Annotated in this window: 13 protein-coding genes, 1 tRNA gene and 1 riboswitch; of the genes, 9 read left to right on the top strand and 5 right to left on the bottom strand. The window is 54.4% G+C overall.

Going from position 1 to position 15,634, the window contains the following annotated elements; genetic code table 11:
• Positions 1-33: 33 nt before the first annotated feature.
• A riboswitch (TPP riboswitch) is annotated at positions 34-145 on the top strand.
• The 5 genes from C5Y44_RS00070 (at position 140) to C5Y44_RS00050 (ending at position 4,076) form a co-directional block, all read left to right on the top strand.
• Entirely contained in the window at positions 140-832 is a 693-nt protein-coding gene (locus C5Y44_RS00070; RefSeq protein ID WP_105323123.1) for a thiamine phosphate synthase, read from the top strand. Its footprint overlaps the riboswitch before it by 6 nt.
• A complete protein-coding gene (gene thiO, locus C5Y44_RS00065; RefSeq protein WP_105323122.1) occupies positions 829-1,962 on the top strand; it encodes a glycine oxidase ThiO in 1,134 nt (377 codons plus the stop codon). The genes C5Y44_RS00070 and thiO overlap by 4 nt, the downstream gene beginning before the upstream one ends.
• A 21-nt stretch (positions 1,963-1,983) precedes the next feature.
• Positions 1,984-2,181, top strand: coding sequence for a sulfur carrier protein ThiS (gene thiS, locus C5Y44_RS00060; protein ID WP_105323121.1), 198 nt, complete (start codon positions 1,984-1,986; stop codon positions 2,179-2,181).
• Positions 2,182-2,184: 3 nt separating this feature from the next.
• Positions 2,185-2,967 carry a thiazole synthase gene (locus C5Y44_RS00055; RefSeq protein ID WP_105323120.1) on the top strand — a complete coding sequence of 261 codons (783 nt, stop codon included), beginning with the start codon at positions 2,185-2,187 and terminating at the stop codon, positions 2,965-2,967.
• Entirely contained in the window at positions 2,967-4,076 is a 1,110-nt protein-coding gene (locus C5Y44_RS00050) for a ThiF family adenylyltransferase (protein WP_105323119.1), read from the top strand. Before C5Y44_RS00055 ends, C5Y44_RS00050 begins: the two co-directional genes overlap by 1 nt.
• A gap of 337 nt (positions 4,077-4,413) precedes the next feature.
• On the opposite strand, the gene aceE is transcribed toward C5Y44_RS00050, so the two are convergent.
• The gene (aceE, locus tag C5Y44_RS00045; protein WP_105323118.1) at positions 4,414-7,176 is read right to left on the bottom strand and encodes a pyruvate dehydrogenase (acetyl-transferring), homodimeric type; all 2,763 of its coding nucleotides are present in this window, start codon (positions 7,174-7,176) and stop codon (positions 4,414-4,416) included.
• 274 nt (positions 7,177-7,450) lie between these two features.
• Here aceE and C5Y44_RS00040 point away from each other — a divergent pair, with 274 nt between their 5' ends.
• Both C5Y44_RS00040 and C5Y44_RS00035 read left to right on the top strand, forming a co-directional pair.
• Complete coding sequence (locus tag C5Y44_RS00040) at positions 7,451-7,870, top strand: DUF3052 domain-containing protein (protein WP_105323117.1); 420 nt, start codon at positions 7,451-7,453, stop codon at positions 7,868-7,870.
• Positions 7,871-7,979: 109 nt separating this feature from the next.
• Positions 7,980-8,055: transfer RNA gene (locus C5Y44_RS00035), tRNA-Val, on the top strand.
• 58 nt (positions 8,056-8,113) lie between these two features.
• Here C5Y44_RS00035 and C5Y44_RS00030 read toward each other — a convergent pair.
• Positions 8,114-8,974 (bottom strand): CPBP family intramembrane glutamic endopeptidase, encoded by an 861-nt coding sequence (locus tag C5Y44_RS00030; RefSeq protein WP_105323116.1) that lies wholly within the window; start codon positions 8,972-8,974, stop codon positions 8,114-8,116.
• 133 nt (positions 8,975-9,107) lie between these two features.
• On the opposite strand from C5Y44_RS00030, the gene C5Y44_RS00025 reads away from it, so the two are divergent.
• Positions 9,108-10,364 carry a sensor histidine kinase gene (locus C5Y44_RS00025; protein WP_105323115.1) on the top strand — a complete coding sequence of 419 codons (1,257 nt, stop codon included), beginning with the start codon at positions 9,108-9,110 and terminating at the stop codon, positions 10,362-10,364.
• Entirely contained in the window at positions 10,336-10,998 is a 663-nt protein-coding gene (locus tag C5Y44_RS00020) for a response regulator transcription factor (RefSeq protein ID WP_105323114.1), read from the top strand. Before C5Y44_RS00025 ends, C5Y44_RS00020 begins: the two co-directional genes overlap by 29 nt.
• Before the next feature lie 22 nt (positions 10,999-11,020).
• Here C5Y44_RS00020 and C5Y44_RS00015 read toward each other — a convergent pair whose 3' ends face one another.
• The 3 genes from C5Y44_RS00015 to C5Y44_RS00005 form a co-directional block, all read right to left on the bottom strand.
• Complete coding sequence (locus tag C5Y44_RS00015; RefSeq protein ID WP_158255463.1) at positions 11,021-11,752, bottom strand: MerR family transcriptional regulator; 732 nt, start codon at positions 11,750-11,752, stop codon at positions 11,021-11,023.
• A gap of 21 nt (positions 11,753-11,773) precedes the next feature.
• Positions 11,774-12,613: a hypothetical protein gene (locus C5Y44_RS00010; RefSeq protein WP_105323112.1), complete on the bottom strand. Its 840-nt coding sequence runs from the start codon at positions 12,611-12,613 to the stop codon at positions 11,774-11,776.
• Between the two features lie 79 nt (positions 12,614-12,692).
• A complete protein-coding gene (locus C5Y44_RS00005; RefSeq protein WP_233189764.1) occupies positions 12,693-15,554 on the bottom strand; it encodes a sigma factor-like helix-turn-helix DNA-binding protein in 2,862 nt (953 codons plus the stop codon).
• Positions 15,555-15,634: the final 80 nt, after the last annotated feature.

Genomic DNA, 15,634 nt, shown 5'->3' with positions numbered 1-15,634 from the left:
GACAAAACTAGTTTCGCGCGCTTGACTGGTTTCCACTACCTCAACGGGTGCCCAAAGCATTGGGCTGAGATGAACACTAACGCTGTGTTGGACCGTTTGAACCTGTTGGTTAATACCGTCGAAGGAAGCGAGGACATCGGTGACCTATCCTGCCCACCTTGATTTATGCTGCTATGTCGTTACAGGCTCAGGCACTGACGATGACATTGTGGCTACTGCTGCTAGCGCCGCCGCGGGTGGTGCTGGAGTCATCCAAGTCCGGTCCAAACCGATAGTTGCCTCACGGCTTCTGGGATTGGCGGAAAAAGTAGCGCTTGCCGTGGCCAAGGCGAACCCAGATGCAAAGACGCTTATCGATGACCGCGTCGACATCGCCGCCATCTTAATGCGCCGCGGTATTCCCATTCACGGCGTGCACGTTGGCCAAGAAGATATCCCTGTTGCCGCGGTACGCGAGCTGCTTGGACCGGATGCGATTATTGGGCTGACCACGGGAACAACTGAGCTTATCCAGCAGGCCAATGCCTATGCCGGCATCATTGATTACGTCGGCGCTGGGCCTTTCCGTCCCACGCCGACCAAAGACTCCGGGCGCAAACCTATTGGGCTTTCCGGCTACCCGGAATTGGTGGAACTTTCGCAGCTGCCGATCGTTGCCATTGGCGACGTCCAGCCGGCAGATGTGCGTGACCTTGCTGCAACCGGCATCGCGGGTGTGGCCATGGTGCGTGCTTTTAGCGAAGCACATAAAGCCGGCTCAGCCACGCAAGTTGCCGAGCAAGTAATTGCCGATTTCAAGATTGGAGCGCAAGCATTAGGGGTGCGAGCATGACCCGGCATGCAGTAATTATCGGCGGCGGCATCATTGGGCTTGCGACCTGCTTTGAATTCCAAGAAGCAGGCTTTGAGGTCACGCTCATTGACCCCGATCCGATTTCCGGAGCCACGCATCACGCCGGAGGCATGCTTGCACCCACAGCGGAGGTGCAGTATCAGCAGCATGAGCTCGTGCCACTCATGCGCGAATCTGCCCAGCTCTATCCCGACCTCGTTCAGCGCGTCACGCAGCACACGGATTTGCCCACCGGTTATCGCACCGAAGGCACGCTACTTATCGGTGCAGATAGGGCAGACGGGCAGCACCTCACTGAGCTCATCGAGTACGTGAAAGCAGCGGACCTGGACATTGAGCCGCTGACGACTCGGCACGCACGGCAGCTAGAACCTGGGTTGTCACCGCGTATCGCTAAAGTTGCAGCAATCGATGGCGACCACCAACTTGACCCGCGTCTGTTTGCCCGCGCTCTTTTTGATGCAGTGCTTTCTCGCGGTGCCCGGCATATTCGCGAGAAGGTCGTAGCCATTTCGCCGCAGGCAGTGGAACTGGCATCAGGTGAGTGCGTCGAAGTTGAGCCAACTGGAGTAGTAGTTCTGTCTGCGGGTTTGGGCGCCGCGAAAGTCACGGGCTGGTTCGACGGCGAGCATCCTTTGCAGCTGCGCCCTGTCTACGGCGATATTCTGCGCGTGCGGGTGCCGGAAGCGCTGCAGCCGCTGACCAACCGCGTTATCCGCGGGTTCGTGGAAGATAGGCCCATCTATGTCATCCCGCGTGATGATGGCACCGTCACCATCGGCGCCACCAGCCGCGAAGATTCGCCGCACCCACGCACCTCGGCCATTCATGACCTTCTGCGTGATGCCATTCGCGTGGTACCGGGAGTAGAAGAAACCGAATTTCTAGAAGCCACTTGCGGCGCACGCCCGGGCACCCCAGACGATTTGCCGTACTTGGGCTTGGTACGCGAGGGCCTGATTATCTCGACTGGGTATTTCCGCCACGGCATTTTGCTGGCAGCTTTAGGTGCGAAATCCGCGGTGGAGCTCGCTACCGGTCAGGAGGCATCGACAAGCGTTGCGGCATGTAACCCCTTTCGGCACGCAGCAAGCACAATCACCGTCTAATTTTTTCAAGGAGATTTTTTAGTGATTACCTTTAATTTCAATGGCGAGATGGTTGAAACCCAGCCGCAGAGTATCGAGCAGTTTATAAAGGAGCGCATCGGTAGCGATGAAGGCGTAGCGGTTGCTGTGGGCGGGGCAGTGGTTCCACGCTCACAGTGGAACCGGGATATCCAGTCCGGCGATGTCGTTGACGTGCTTACCGCAGTCCAAGGCGGCTAAGACATGCTCACAATTGCAGATAAATCCTTCGACTCGCATATGGTGATGGGAACCGGCGGGGCCACCTCACAAGCTCTACTGGAAGAATCTTTGGTGGCGAGCCACACCGAGCTCACCACTGTAGCGATGCGCCGCCACCGCGCCAATACCGGCGCAGGCGAATCCATTTTTGAAATGCTGCGCAGGTTAAACATCGACTTGCTGCCGAATACCGCGGGCTGCCGGACTGCACGCGATGCTGTACTGACGGCACAGCTCGCGCGCGAAGCCTTGGGCACTTCGTGGGTGAAGGTAGAAGTCATTGCCGATGAGCACACGCTTTTACCCGACACCACTGAGCTTCTCGAAGCCTGCGAGCTGCTGATCAATGATGGCTTCACGGTTCTGGCCTATACCTCGGACGATCCCGTGGTGGCATCACGTTTGGAAGATGTCGGGGTCGCGGCAGTGATGCCTTTGGGCTCGCCGATTGGCACCGGCTTAGGGATTTTGAACCCGCACAATATTGAGTTGATCTGCTCGCGTGCCACGGTGCCGATTCTGCTCGATGCCGGCGTCGGCACTGCTTCCGATGCCGCGCTTGCGATGGAACTGGGATGCGACGGCGTGCTGCTTGCATCTGCGATTAACCGCGCGCAAGACCCCGTCGCGATGGCAACCGCGATGTACCATGCGGTTGAAGCAGGCCGCTGGGCTGCCACGGCGGGAAGGATTCCGAAGCGGGAACACGCGGTGGCATCGTCAAGCTTTGATGGCTTTGCAACCTGGTCAGAGCAGGTGCTGTGATGGCCCTGCCTGATTATGAACTACGCCGCATCGCCAGGCACTTGGCCCTTCCCGGATTTGGGTTGGAACAACAAGAACGCCTTCATAATGCGCATGTTTTAGTCATTGGTGCAGGCGGGTTGGGATGTCCGCTGATGCAATCTTTGGCATCGGCAGGCGTTGGCACCATAACGGTGATTGATGATGACACCGTGGATATCACCAATATCCACCGCCAGATTCTTTTCAGCGCGGATGATGTGGGCAAGCTGAAAGTCGAGGTTGCTGCGCAGCGCCTAGAAGAACTTCAACCTGGTATTACCGTTAATGCTACGGCCCAGCGGCTGACTACGGATAACGCTGTGGAGCTGGTCGGTTCTGTTGACCTGGTACTCGATGGCTCTGATTCTTTTAGCACCAAATACCTGGTGGCTGATGCAGCGGAGATAACCGGCACGCCATTGATTTGGGCAACGGTGCTGCGCTTTCATGGTGACCTGGCGCTATTTCACTCCGGGCCCAACTTCCGCGGAGTCGGTCTGCGGGACCTCTTTCCGGAACAACCTGATGCCAACTCCGTGCCCGATTGCGCGACCGCCGGCGTGCTTGGCGCGACCACAGCGACGATGGGTGCGCTGATGGCAACCCATGCCATTGGATACTTAAGCGGGATTGGCGCAACGAAACCGGGGGAAATGCTTAGCTATGATGCTTTTCCACCGACGACGCGAACCTTTAAAGTAGCTGCTGACCCGAAGCGGCCTTTGGCCACTGAGCTACTGAGTACCTACGGTGCAGAGGAGAGCCAAACCTGCGCGGTGACAACGCGTGCTACGGAATTGCTTAGCCAGGCGCGACGGGGGGAATTCGCGGTTGTTGATATCCGCGAGCCGCATGAAGTGATGCTGGCTGATTTGCCGGCAGATATCACGACGCAGAAGCTGCCATTGAGCGCGATTAACGCAGATGACGATGTCGCTAATTTCTTCTCCACGCTGGGAAACAACCAGGTATTGGTCTATTGCGCGGCCGGACAACGCAGCAAAAACTTCGTGGAACGCTACGAAGCGGTTGCTCAGCGCGCCGGGATTGTTCTAGAAAGCCTGCCTGGTGGTGTCAACGGGCTATAGCGCCGGTTCTATAAGGCGTTGTCATCGAAGCTCCAGTGCGTTGCTGGTTGGCCTTCGAGCACGGTGAGGCGGCCCCGGTTCTTAGTTTTCAATTATTTTCACAACTATAGAGCAAGCTTTCTGGGCGGAAAAGCTATTCGATTGCAGTGTTAGTTTGCGTGAGCATATCCGGCCGACGGAACCTCCGGTAGACAAAGCCTTGGCGTTGATATTTAAAATTCCGTCGTACAGCGAAAAGCAAAGTGCCTGTGCTTCTAAAGGAGAAGCACAGGCACTTTTTCACTATTCGACGACTGTGCAGCAGCCACGAGGGACTATCGTGTCGAATATGAGAGCCTTAGTCGATGCCAGGAGCCTCGGTGGTATCGACCGTTGCGGTTGGGTCATCGATCTTGAGGTCCTTAGCAGCCTTTTCAACTACTGAACGCTCTACCTTGCCATCGCGAGCCAGGCCTTCCAGCACAGCAACAACCACAGACTCAGCATCCGAATTGAAGAAACGACGAGCCGCAGCGCGGGTATCGGCGAAGCCGAAGCCGTCGGTACCCAAAGCAACATAGGTGCCAGGGACATACGGACGAATCTGCTCGTGCAGGTCGGAGACGAAGTCGGAAACGCCGACGAACGGGCCTTCGACATTTTCCAGCTGCTTGGTGACAAATGGCTTTGCTGGCTCAGTGCCGTGCTGCAAAGCTTCCTTGTTCAAGCGCTTGCCTTCACGCGCCAGCTCCACCCAAGAAGTGACAGAGAAGAGGTTAGTCTTCACACCGTATTCCTCATCCAGAATCTTCTGCGCGCGCAGGGACTCGTGGACGCCAACGCCGGAGGCCAAGATGTTGGCTTCCAAGTCGCCATTGCCGACGGTGTTGAACTGGTAGATGCCGCGGTGCAGACCTTCAACATCCAAGTTCTCTGGTTCGGCTGGCTGGTGCACAGGCTCGTTGTAGACGGTGATGTAGTACATGACGCTCTCGCCATTTTCACCGTACATACGGTCAATACCGCGGGTAACCAGGTGCGCAATCTCGTAGCCGAAGGCTGGGTCGTATTGCAGAACCGAAGGGTTAGTCGACGCCAAGACAGGGGAGTGGCCATCCATGTGCTGCAGGCCCTCACCGGTCAGGGTGGTGCGGCCGGCGGTTGCACCAATGATGAAGCCACGTGCCATCTGGTCAGCAGCTGCCCAGAATGCGTCGCCGGTGCGCTGGAAACCGAACATCGAGTAGAAAATGTACAGCGGAATCATTGGCTCACCGTGGGTGGCATATGAGGTTGCTGCCGCGGTGAACGATGCAACAGCTCCAGCTTCCGAAATGCCTTCGTGCATGATCTGGCCATCGGTTGCCTCGCGGTAGCTGAGCATCAAGTCGTGGTCTACTGGCACGTAGTTTTGGCCACGTGGGTTCCAAATCTTCAGGGTTGGGAACCAGGAGTCCATACCGAAGGTACGAGCCTCATCCGGGATGATTGGAACTACGCGCTTGCCCAGTTCCTTATCGCGCATGACTTCCTTGAAGGTACGAACCAAAGCCATGGTGGTAGCAACTTCTTGCTTACCGGAGCCCTTGCGAACGCTCTTGAGCTTATCGATGCTTGGCGCCTTCAACGGAGTGAAGTTAACACGACGCTCCGGCAGGAAGCCGCCGAGCTCTTTACGACGTTCCAGCATGTACTTAATTTCTGGTGCATCATTGCCAGGGTGGTAGTACGGAGGAACCGCTGGGTCCTTCTCCAAATCCTCATCGGAGATTGGAATGCCCTGCTTATCGCGGAAGCTCTTGAGGTCTTCCAGGGTCAGCTTCTTCATCTGGTGGGTCGCGTTGCGGCCCTCGAAGTTGTGGCCCAGACCGTAGCCCTTAATGGTAAAGGCCAAGATGACGGTTGGCTTGCCGGTGCCCTTGTTTTCCATGACGTGGTTGTAGGCAGCGTAAATCTTGCGGTAGTCGTGACCACCACGGCGCAGCGCCCAAATCTCGTCATCGGTCATGTCTTCAACCAGCTTCAAGGTGCGCTCATCGCGGCCGAAGAACTCCTTGCGCACATAAGCGCCGTCGTTGGCCTTGAAGGTCTGGTAGTCACCATCAGAAGTGGTGTTCATGATGTGGACAAGTGCGCCATCCTTGTCTGCTTCGAGAAGCTTGTCCCATGCGCGACCCCAAACGATCTTGGTGACGTCCCAGCCAGCGCCGCGGAAGAAGGACTCCAGCTCCTGGATGATCTGGGTGTTACCACGGACAGGGCCGTCAAGACGCTGCAAGTTACAGTTAATGACAAAGGTCAGGTTGTCCAGCTCATAGAGCGTTGCCTGGTGAATAGCGCCACGAGATTCTGGCTCATCCATCTCACCGTCACCCAAGAATGCCCAGACGTGCTGGTCGGAGGTGTCCTTGATGCCACGCATCTCCAGGTACTTGTTAAAGCGTGCCTGGTAGATAGCGTTGATTGGGCCCAAGCCCATGGATACGGTTGGGAATTCCCAGAACCATTCCATGCCATGTGGGTGAGGGTAGGAAGGCAGACCGTTGCCTGGACCGCGGGAGACTTCCTGACGGAAGCCGTCGAGGTCGTTTTCGTCCAAGCGGCCTTCCATGAAAGCACGTGCATACACACCTGGGGAAGCGTGGCCCTGGAAGAAGACCTGGTCGCCGCCTGATGGATCGTCTTTGCCGCGGAAGAAGTGGTTGAAGCCAACTTCATACAGCGGTGCCGCACCCGCGTAGGTGGAAATGTGTCCACCGACGCCAATGCCTGGACGCTGTCCACGGTGCACCATGACCGCAGCGTTCCAGCGGATCCAACGACGGTAACGCTTTTCCAGTTCCTCATCACCAGGGAACTCTGGTTCCATGGTGGTAGGGATGGTGTTAACAAAGTCGGTGGACGTGAGTGAAGGAAGGGGCACGCGCTTTGCGGTTGCGCGCTCCAAGAGGCGCAGCATCAGAAAGCGTGCCCGCTCGGTGGATGTTTCATCCAGCAAGCCGTCGAGCGATTCCAACCACTCATTAGTTTCTTCTGGGTCGCTGTCGTGCAGGTACGAGGCAACGCCGTCGCGAATGAGTGGGAAATTGGAATCGCCCTGTAGGGCATCCTTTTCAGCCATTCCATGAACCTCCTGGTTAGGTAAAAATGTTTTGTTCTCCACAATACTCGCAAGTTGGTTACATCGTCGAAAAGTGGTGCGCTTAATCACTAAATATGTCGCGCATTTCATTGTAACTGCGCACGGGTTTGCCGTCAGCCTCTAGCTAAAATCGCAGCAATCGATTAACTTTTGGTTGTGTAAGTGAGAAATCTTGCATCTTTAAAGGTAAGGTGCAATGCAATTGCGAAATCATTTCGTAACTTGTTTTCAATACTAGAGGAGGAATACCACGGTGGCTGACGCTACTGGCGTAACCAAAAACTATGCATCCACGCTCGGCATTACTGAGGGCATGATTGCGCTCGAGTCTGGCTGGGACGAAGACTGCGATCCTGCAATCTCTGAAGCTGTTGAGGCTGTTCTGGGAGAAGATTTCCTGGAAGAAGAGACTGATGAGCTCGTTGACGTGGTTGTGATGTGGTGGCGCGAAGAAGACGGCGATCTCGTGGACGGCCTGGTTGATGCCCTCCGCCCCTTGGGCGATGGTGGCAGCATCTGGCTGTTGACTCCTGGTGCAGGAAAGCCTGGCACCATTGCTCCAGGTGAAATTTCTGAATCCGCACAACTGGCAGGTCTCGTCCAGACCACCGCAGAGCGTCTCGGCGATTGGCAGGGCAGCTGCTTGGTCGCGCGCGGTGCAATGAAGAAGTAAGAATTAGCCGAAAACACCTTCCAACCAGGCGATTTGTTTAAGCTAGAAGGTGTGGCTAGTATTCTAAGAGTGCTCATGAGGAAGCGAAAAGCTTTTAAGAGAGCATGATGCGGCTTTAGCTCAGCTGGAAGAGCAACTGGTTTACACCCAGTAGGTCGGGGGTTCGATCCCCTCAGGCCGCACCAAATTAAAGCAGGTCATGAAGGTTATTTTAACCCGAGTGGCCTGCTTTCTTTTCTTGACTCAGTTCCGTCGGCGCAACCATGCGAGGGTCATGACAACAGCAGCGAGTACCTGCATGATTCCGAGGACAACCCAGGTGCTGCTGCCCATCGAAAAGGGAAATAGCATTGATAGCACCGTCAAGATTATATGGAAGCCACCGTGGGTACCTGCGGCCCACCACGTGTTTTCTGTCCACAACACTACGGCGCCGGCAATGGCTCCCATACCTAATGGCATAACGAGATAAAGAATAAAATCCTTGGTGCTTTGCTGCCCACCACTAGAGGTTAAGTGAATGACCGTGAAAGCAAGTGCGGTCCAGACCAAACTAAAAAGGGGTTTGGATTTGGTTGTGGAAAATAACCAGCCGCGGAACAGAAATTCCTCGGGAATTCCTTGTAGCAAGAATGAACGGACCAAAAAATAGACCACGTAGGCTCCAATGAGTGTCCCTCCGATGTCAGAGTTTTGGGCAGGAGAGTTATCTAGTGGTTCGGCGAGCGCCATCGCTAATGGCCATGCAATTGCTACTGGGACCGCAACGGTGACGGTTCCGCCTACAATCCCGGGAAGGATGCCCCGCCAGTGCGGGAAACTGATGGTCTTGAGTCCGCGGCGCTCCACCAGCGGCATCCAAAGGGCTAGGAATGCGAATACAACTACTGGGGTGAGTAAGAAGATGAGTGACGAGAGTAGAACTTGGTCTGGGGTATCTCCTGTTTGCGCGTTTTGAGGATTGATAAGCCACGATGAAATCGGAATGCGAATTGAGTTTGCAGTTAACAACACAACGACCGCGATGACGGCGCGTATGACCAGGCCCCAAGCTGTGGTTGGGATTCGCGGTTGAAGGTCGAAATTAGATGAATATTTACTCATGAATGAAGATTAAGTTTGAGCGGACTGTTGTCACTAGTGTCGGCAGTCATGACTTCGCTGAAGAAAGTCATGACCACAGTCATGGGTAAGGGGCTCTACCCTGGAATCAGTAAACCCGAATATAAAGGGAGCCATGGCTGTTCTAAAGACCGGATTGAAGAAAATTTATGGGCGCTATTTGGCGCCGATACCCGTTGATATTTCTGCGACCGATGTCGCAATAGAAATGCTAGGCCTACTCAAATTCTTTGTTATTGGTGGGTTGATAGTCCTGGCCACGACATTAAAACAAGGTGCGCCAGTACTTGATATCGGATTTCTGCTCGCAATTATGGCCGGTTTTATCGTGTCGTGGATGTGGTGGGCTAAGAATGTCAGATTAGGGAAGAACCTGGTTGCGGCAGCATTATCATTTGCTTTTATTAGCCTTGCAGCTTTTATTGTGGCGAATAATCCTATGGGGTTAATGCTAATTTGGTCGGCGACAGCCGTAATTTATCTTTCCTTCTCACCGAAGCTAGCGTTTCTCTATTGCATGGTGCCTGTTTTGCTGACGATGGCCATCCACTTAATCGGTGGGTCATCTATAAACCGCGTCATCATGGAAACTACCGTTGCAATGCTCTTGGTGTTTGCAGGCTTTCAAATCTGTGTGTCGGTGCGGGAAACCAGCGCAGCTTCCGTGGAAAGTGTGCAAGCGAATGCAAATCTACGACGGGTCAACGCCGAGCTTTCGACAGCATTGCGGCAGTCGAGGGACCTCACATTGGAAAAAGAACGTAGCCGAATTGCTGCGAGCCTGCACGACAACTTAGGCCACAGGCTCATCACAGTCATGATGGGGCTTGAATACGCGCTCCGTATGAAACACCGTGAACCTGATAAAGCGTGGTCAGAAGTCGGGGAATCGCGAGACAATGTTAGTGAAGCGTTAGAAGAAATGCGGGTTGTAGTGAGAGCGCTTCACCCCGTTAGACTCAACGGCGAAAGTCTCAGTGAACATTTAAACGCGCTTGCCGGTAGCTTCAGATCTACGCGTCTTGCTGTGAAAACCAACATTGCCGAAGTGCAGCTTGATTCCCAGGCTGAAGAGTTAGTCGTAGCAGTTACCCAGGAAGCATTGACCAATGTTGTTCGGCATTCATCGGCTACCCAAATTGAGCTGGAACTGGCGTCACACCTAGATGAAATAGAGTTGAAAATAGCCGATGACGGTACAGGTACTAGCGAACCTTTTGGTTTTGGGCTTCGGTCACTGGCTGAGCGAGTAGAACAGTCCGGAGGTTTAATGCGGACTGAGGCTCACGGAGGTATAGACGAGGGCTTTGCTTTGGCTGTCCACTTGCCACGAAAGAATGTAGATGGATACACGAATTATTCTTATCGATGATCACGATATGCTGCTTAGAGGGCTTAGCCTGCTCTTTGACACCGTTGAAGGCTGCGAAGTGGTGGCTACTACGACTGATGGTCGCGAAGTCGCAGAGCTTATCGATGCTCACGCGCCCGACGTAGTCGTTACAGATGCAGTTATGCCACGTTTTGATGGCCTTGAGGTGGTTAAGCAGTGTAAGGATATACATCCGGACGTCCCAGTCTTGGTCTTGACCACGTTCGATGATTCGCAGCTGGTTTCGCAGCTCATTGAAGCTGGGGCTTCCGGCTATATTCTCAAAGATGTCTCTGCGGAATACCTGGCTAATGCAGCTAAAGCCGCGGCAGCCGGAGGGATGGTTTTGGACCCGAGGATTGCTGGATTCGCTTATGGGAAAAATCCGGCTTCGAGTTCTTCTGCTAAGGACAATCGTAAGGTAACAACGCTAACTCCTACGGAAACACAGGTGGCGAAATTGGTGGCACGAGGTCTGAATAATCAAGCTATCGCTGCCAAGCTGTTCCTAGCAGAGGGGACGGTCAAGAACCATGTATCAATGCTATTGCGGAAAATGGAAGCAGATAATCGTACTTCTTTGGCACTTTCCCTGGCTAGCGCCTTCGGACTATTTGAAAACAACTCTCGCTGACGCGAGGGCGCTAGGTCGTGCCCTAGCCCTCGACAAGCTTTAAGAACTTCTCCCACACAATTGATTGGGCGGGGGAGAGTCGTTGTTGACGAAGTTCTTCAACGAGATCGAGTAGCGCATTATCAGCTACGGGAGAGACTTCGTGTACTTGCCCGACGAGCAGTGAATAAAAGTTCGCGGCCTTCTGCGCTATGGCATCTGCTGCGTCGTTAGAGATAGTCTCCTGGTGCTCCAGTGATTCGAAGGCCTGCATAAGATCCGCACTGTGTTGCTGAATCGCCGGGTTATTGAGGGCCGCATTAATTTCTTGTTTTGTCTGGGCAGGAAGTTCGTTGGTGCCGGTAATCATAAGCCCAACATCGGCATCGAATTGTGCTGTCTTGCTGAGCCGAGAGTCTGCCAGGTGCGAGTCTTTCAAGGCCTTCAATGCGCGACGTTGTGCACGCAGCTGTTCTTCTTTGCGGGCAAGCTCCTTATCGATGGCATCGATATCTGAGGCGGTGAGAATCCCCTCGGCAGCGAAGATGGAGGAGATGTGTTTTAGCGATGCGCCGGATTCTGCCAGCATCTTAATTCGCAAGACTTGGACCACATGCGCTGCGTTGAATCGCCGGTAGCCGTTGGAATCGCGCGGCGGTTCTTCCAGCAAGCCAAGCTGCAGATAATGCCGGATGGCGCGGATAGTAGTGCCGGTGATTTCTGCGAGGTCTTTACTGCGCAGAACCCCGTGTTCGAAATCGTCCCAGTTCGACAAAATCGCCCTCCTTTTAAGCAGCTATTGCTGCGTGGCCGTTTCTAAGGATCGTACAAAATCTTGCGGGTTCGCCACATAGATATCTGCTTCGGTAGCAGCGAAATCCTGCGGTAACTTCTTCTTGGATACTGGTGGATGCGCCGGCACGGGCCCATCGAGGGTGATGCGGACATTCGTGCTTGTAAAAGAAGTAAGAACCATGAGGGATCCATCGACAGCCGGTTCTGTGTACTGGTGGTTGCTAAGCTGTTGAACCTTTACGATATTGCTTCGCGGGGTCTTAAGCACGGTACGGTGGCCCCATTTCAATGTCAGCGATTGTGGACTGACGAGGTGGGGGTTAACGGCGCGGGCGCCGAAAATACCGCTGATCAGAATCAGTGCGTATATGGATGCGATAAGCAATAAGATGCGCAGCCACGCCCAGGGGATAAGCACGTGGATAGCGGCAGCTTCAATGACAGTGACAACTCCGAGCGCGATGGGGATAGCAAGAGTGCCTTTGGCGTAACTAAAGCCTAAGGTGCTGGAATCCATGCCGTGTCTGCGCCCGAGTAGGACTTCAATGAGGGCAAATAGGGTGCGTGCTTCTAAAATCGCAAAGCGCAGCAGTGGCTGTTCCTCTTCAATAGCTGCGAGGAATTCTTGGCCATGTAGACCACGCGTCCTTTTCAGCTGATATAACTCAATGCCGGTGAGTGTGAGAACAACAAGCAGCGTGGGAAGTTCTACGGCCAAAAATGCGATGAGGACCGCACTATTAGAAACCAGACCCAGCGCGCGCAGGATTAGCATCGTGGACACGGTCAAGAGCAGCAGGGCGAGAAAGATTCGCTTAATCAACTTAATTCGGAGCGTCATAATAGCAAGTATCAACTATGACGCTACGGCAGGGTCAAGGCGGCAACCCTAGTGCACCGGCCGTGCAAAGCGCGAGGAGCTAGAGCTTTGAAATGGCCTCTGCCAGATCGTCCTGATTGCGTTGGCGAAGCAGCGAGACCGTGCGTCGGCGTGGCGCGTCGGGGCTTAGGCCCAAAGCCTCGTTGATAGGCGCTAAGAGGTCTGCGCGGCTGGTATCGGCATCATTTACTTCTTGTTGGAGAAGACTGCGCAGCTCCGGTTCGGTGATATCCAAACCGATGTGGTTATACAGGCCCGCAAAGCCAGTTAGCTCCGGTTGGAGCTTTGGCGCAAGAGAAACCGCGAAGCTGCGGTCATCGCCAAAGGTCAACCAGACGCGGTCGCCGATGCCTGCGCCAAGGCCTTGGATGAATCGACGGATAGACGACAACCTGAGGGCGCGCAGTTTATCCGTACCCATCCGGACAGAGCCCAGCGGACTGGTCAGGTCGATTCCATCACCAAAATTAATCCCATAGTAATTGCCGATACCGCGCGGGATGTGGAAACCACTTCCGCGCACATGGACTTTGGTCAACGTAAGCAGCAGGTGCCACTGGCCTTGGCGGAAATACACATTCTGCGAATTAGCAATTGAACCGCCAATTGGGGTGTCGAGGTCGGGTTCGCAGCGGCGAACTTGGCCATCGACAAGCTCTAGCCCATCAGATGTTGCATAGGTGCGGATGGAATTTACAGTGACGCGCAGGCGTCCAGCCTGGGAGAGGAGATAGTCCAAGCTGACACCTTGGGGCTCGCCGCCATGTTGCGCGGCCATCGCGGCCTCTTCATCAACCTGTTCCGAAATCCACTCGGCGATGGAAGAAAACGCCGGAATACCCCAGCTGCGCAATGCCCACTGGTCACCCGAGACCCTAATCAGCCGCTGATCCGCCGCGTACTGGCCGCGCGCACTCCGGAGATTCATCGTGCCCAGCTGCGCCTGAATCTCTTCCAGTGTCATCGGTTCACCATGAATGGACAACAGCGCCACCGCACGAGAGTTGTGGGAGCCGGCATCAATGATCAAATAATCCTTGATGGAAATGACCTTCTGGCCCAGCTCACGCGTTAAATACTCATTGAGCAAACGCTCGCTAATACCGGACTTGGCTAACACATTGTGCTTGAGCGCAACTCCGTACTCATTCTTTTCTTCCTCTAACAGCTGCGCGATATCCTCTTCAAAAGTCGGTGAGAATACCCAGCCATTGCGCACAACCCAGCCACCATCAATAGCGGTAAACAGCTTGCCATAAGTAGTATCAAAGGGCTTTGCGCGGTCCATCAACTGCGGAAAGCGTTCCTCTAAGGCATAGAGCCTGATGGCACGGCCGATGAAGCGTTCAATCTTGGCCAATACAGCATCGTAAAAGTTTCTTGAACGGTTAAAATCCTCACCCAATTCGACTTCGAACTGGCGCACGCGCTCACGCGTTATCCCGAAGTGATTACCAAGGTCATCGAGGGTGGCGTCGCCGATCCATCGCTTAGCGATGATAGCGAGCTTTCTTTCATCGCCCTTGGCCGCATTAACCAGTTCTTGGGTGGCTTCTTCAAAAACCATGAGCAACGGTGGGTAGTTTTCAAAAAGCTGCGCGACCTCATTGAACTTGGCACTGACCTCGGGCGGCAGCGAAATGGTGCCCGGGGTAGGAATGAGGTCATTTTTCAGATCGATCCAGCCCATGCCAAGGCTCAGCTGCCGGTATTTCTCATGCAGAACACTTGCTGCAAAAGCATCCAATTCCTCCTGTGAGCTGGCGGCAAATTCTCCCTGTGCAGATGATTCTGTCGCAGCGTCAGCGCGGGCGCTTTCGCTGGCATCCAGAGCCGCGAAAACTGCAGAAACGACAATCGAGTTGAGATTGAGCTTGCCCACATCTGGGCATTGGGCGATCTCTTTGACCGAAAGGTGCAGCAGCTGTGCGGAGCGGTTTTCAATTTTGCGCATTACGCGTACGCCTTCACGGTCGACATCGACCGTGGAAGCGGCATCCAAAAACGGCGAGATATCTTGCAGTGCTTCCTCGGGGTGGTTATCCACCCACGCTTGTGCCACACACGTCGGGGTGTGGAGCTTACCCGCGGGGCCATCAAACCAGGGAAACACGCGCTGCAGCTGGAAGTGATCGATATCGTTGGTTGCAAAATTCGCGTTGAAGTCCAAGCTCGAATCAATATCGATGTGCGCGCCCAAGATTGTCGCGAACTCAGATTCGGTGACCATCGGAATATCTAAACGCCGCGCGGTCTGCGCTTTGGTTCTATCAGAATCCAAGTTGGACGCGACCAAGACCGTGGTCTTGTCTGAGACTTGTTCGACAACCAGACCCGCCAAGGTAGCGCGGTGTACCCATTCTTCGCGGGGAATTTCCAAGGTGCCGGAGAAAGCGATGCGGTCGCCGGTATTGAGTTGGATACCGTGCTGTACGGAATCCGGTTTAATTAATTCGTCGATAACTTGGTCATCGACGTTGAGCTGCGCAGCGACCTTTTTCAGCTTGGGCAGATCATCTGCCAAGTTCACGCTGTGCAGTAAGGTTTCCAGAGCTAATTGTCGAATAACTTCGCGGTGCAGGGAGCTAATGTCTACGTCCTGGATATCTCCATCTCGCGCGGCAGTTTGCAAGCGCGAAAATTCAGCGTCATCAATCTCGCGATCTGCAATGGCTTCGCACAAGATATCGCGGTAATTCTGCAAGGGCGCATTATTAAATCGCGGCAAGGTCTTAACCAAGCGCAAAAGCCAGCGCTGTTCATCAGCATCAATCCCGGAGCGGCGCGAGAGCGCCGCATGCGGATTGGGCAGGCCAGAAGGATAGATAAATAACTGGCCCGTATTAAACGTAATGTCAGAATCCTGCTGTGCTAGCCACTGCAGTAATTTTACGGTCGACATGGCGGACCTGACCCCTGTTTGGTAGACATCTAGATTCTCGGCCGTTAGGGCTGGGAGGAAAGGTATTCTACCTACTATGC

It is taken from the genome of Corynebacterium sp. J010B-136 (genome assembly GCF_002967075.1).
In the GTDB taxonomy this organism is placed as follows: Bacteria; Actinomycetota; Actinomycetes; order Mycobacteriales; family Mycobacteriaceae; genus Corynebacterium.
The sequence above is the reverse complement of the archived record's forward strand: the minus strand, read 5'-3'. Positions and strand labels throughout refer to the sequence as shown.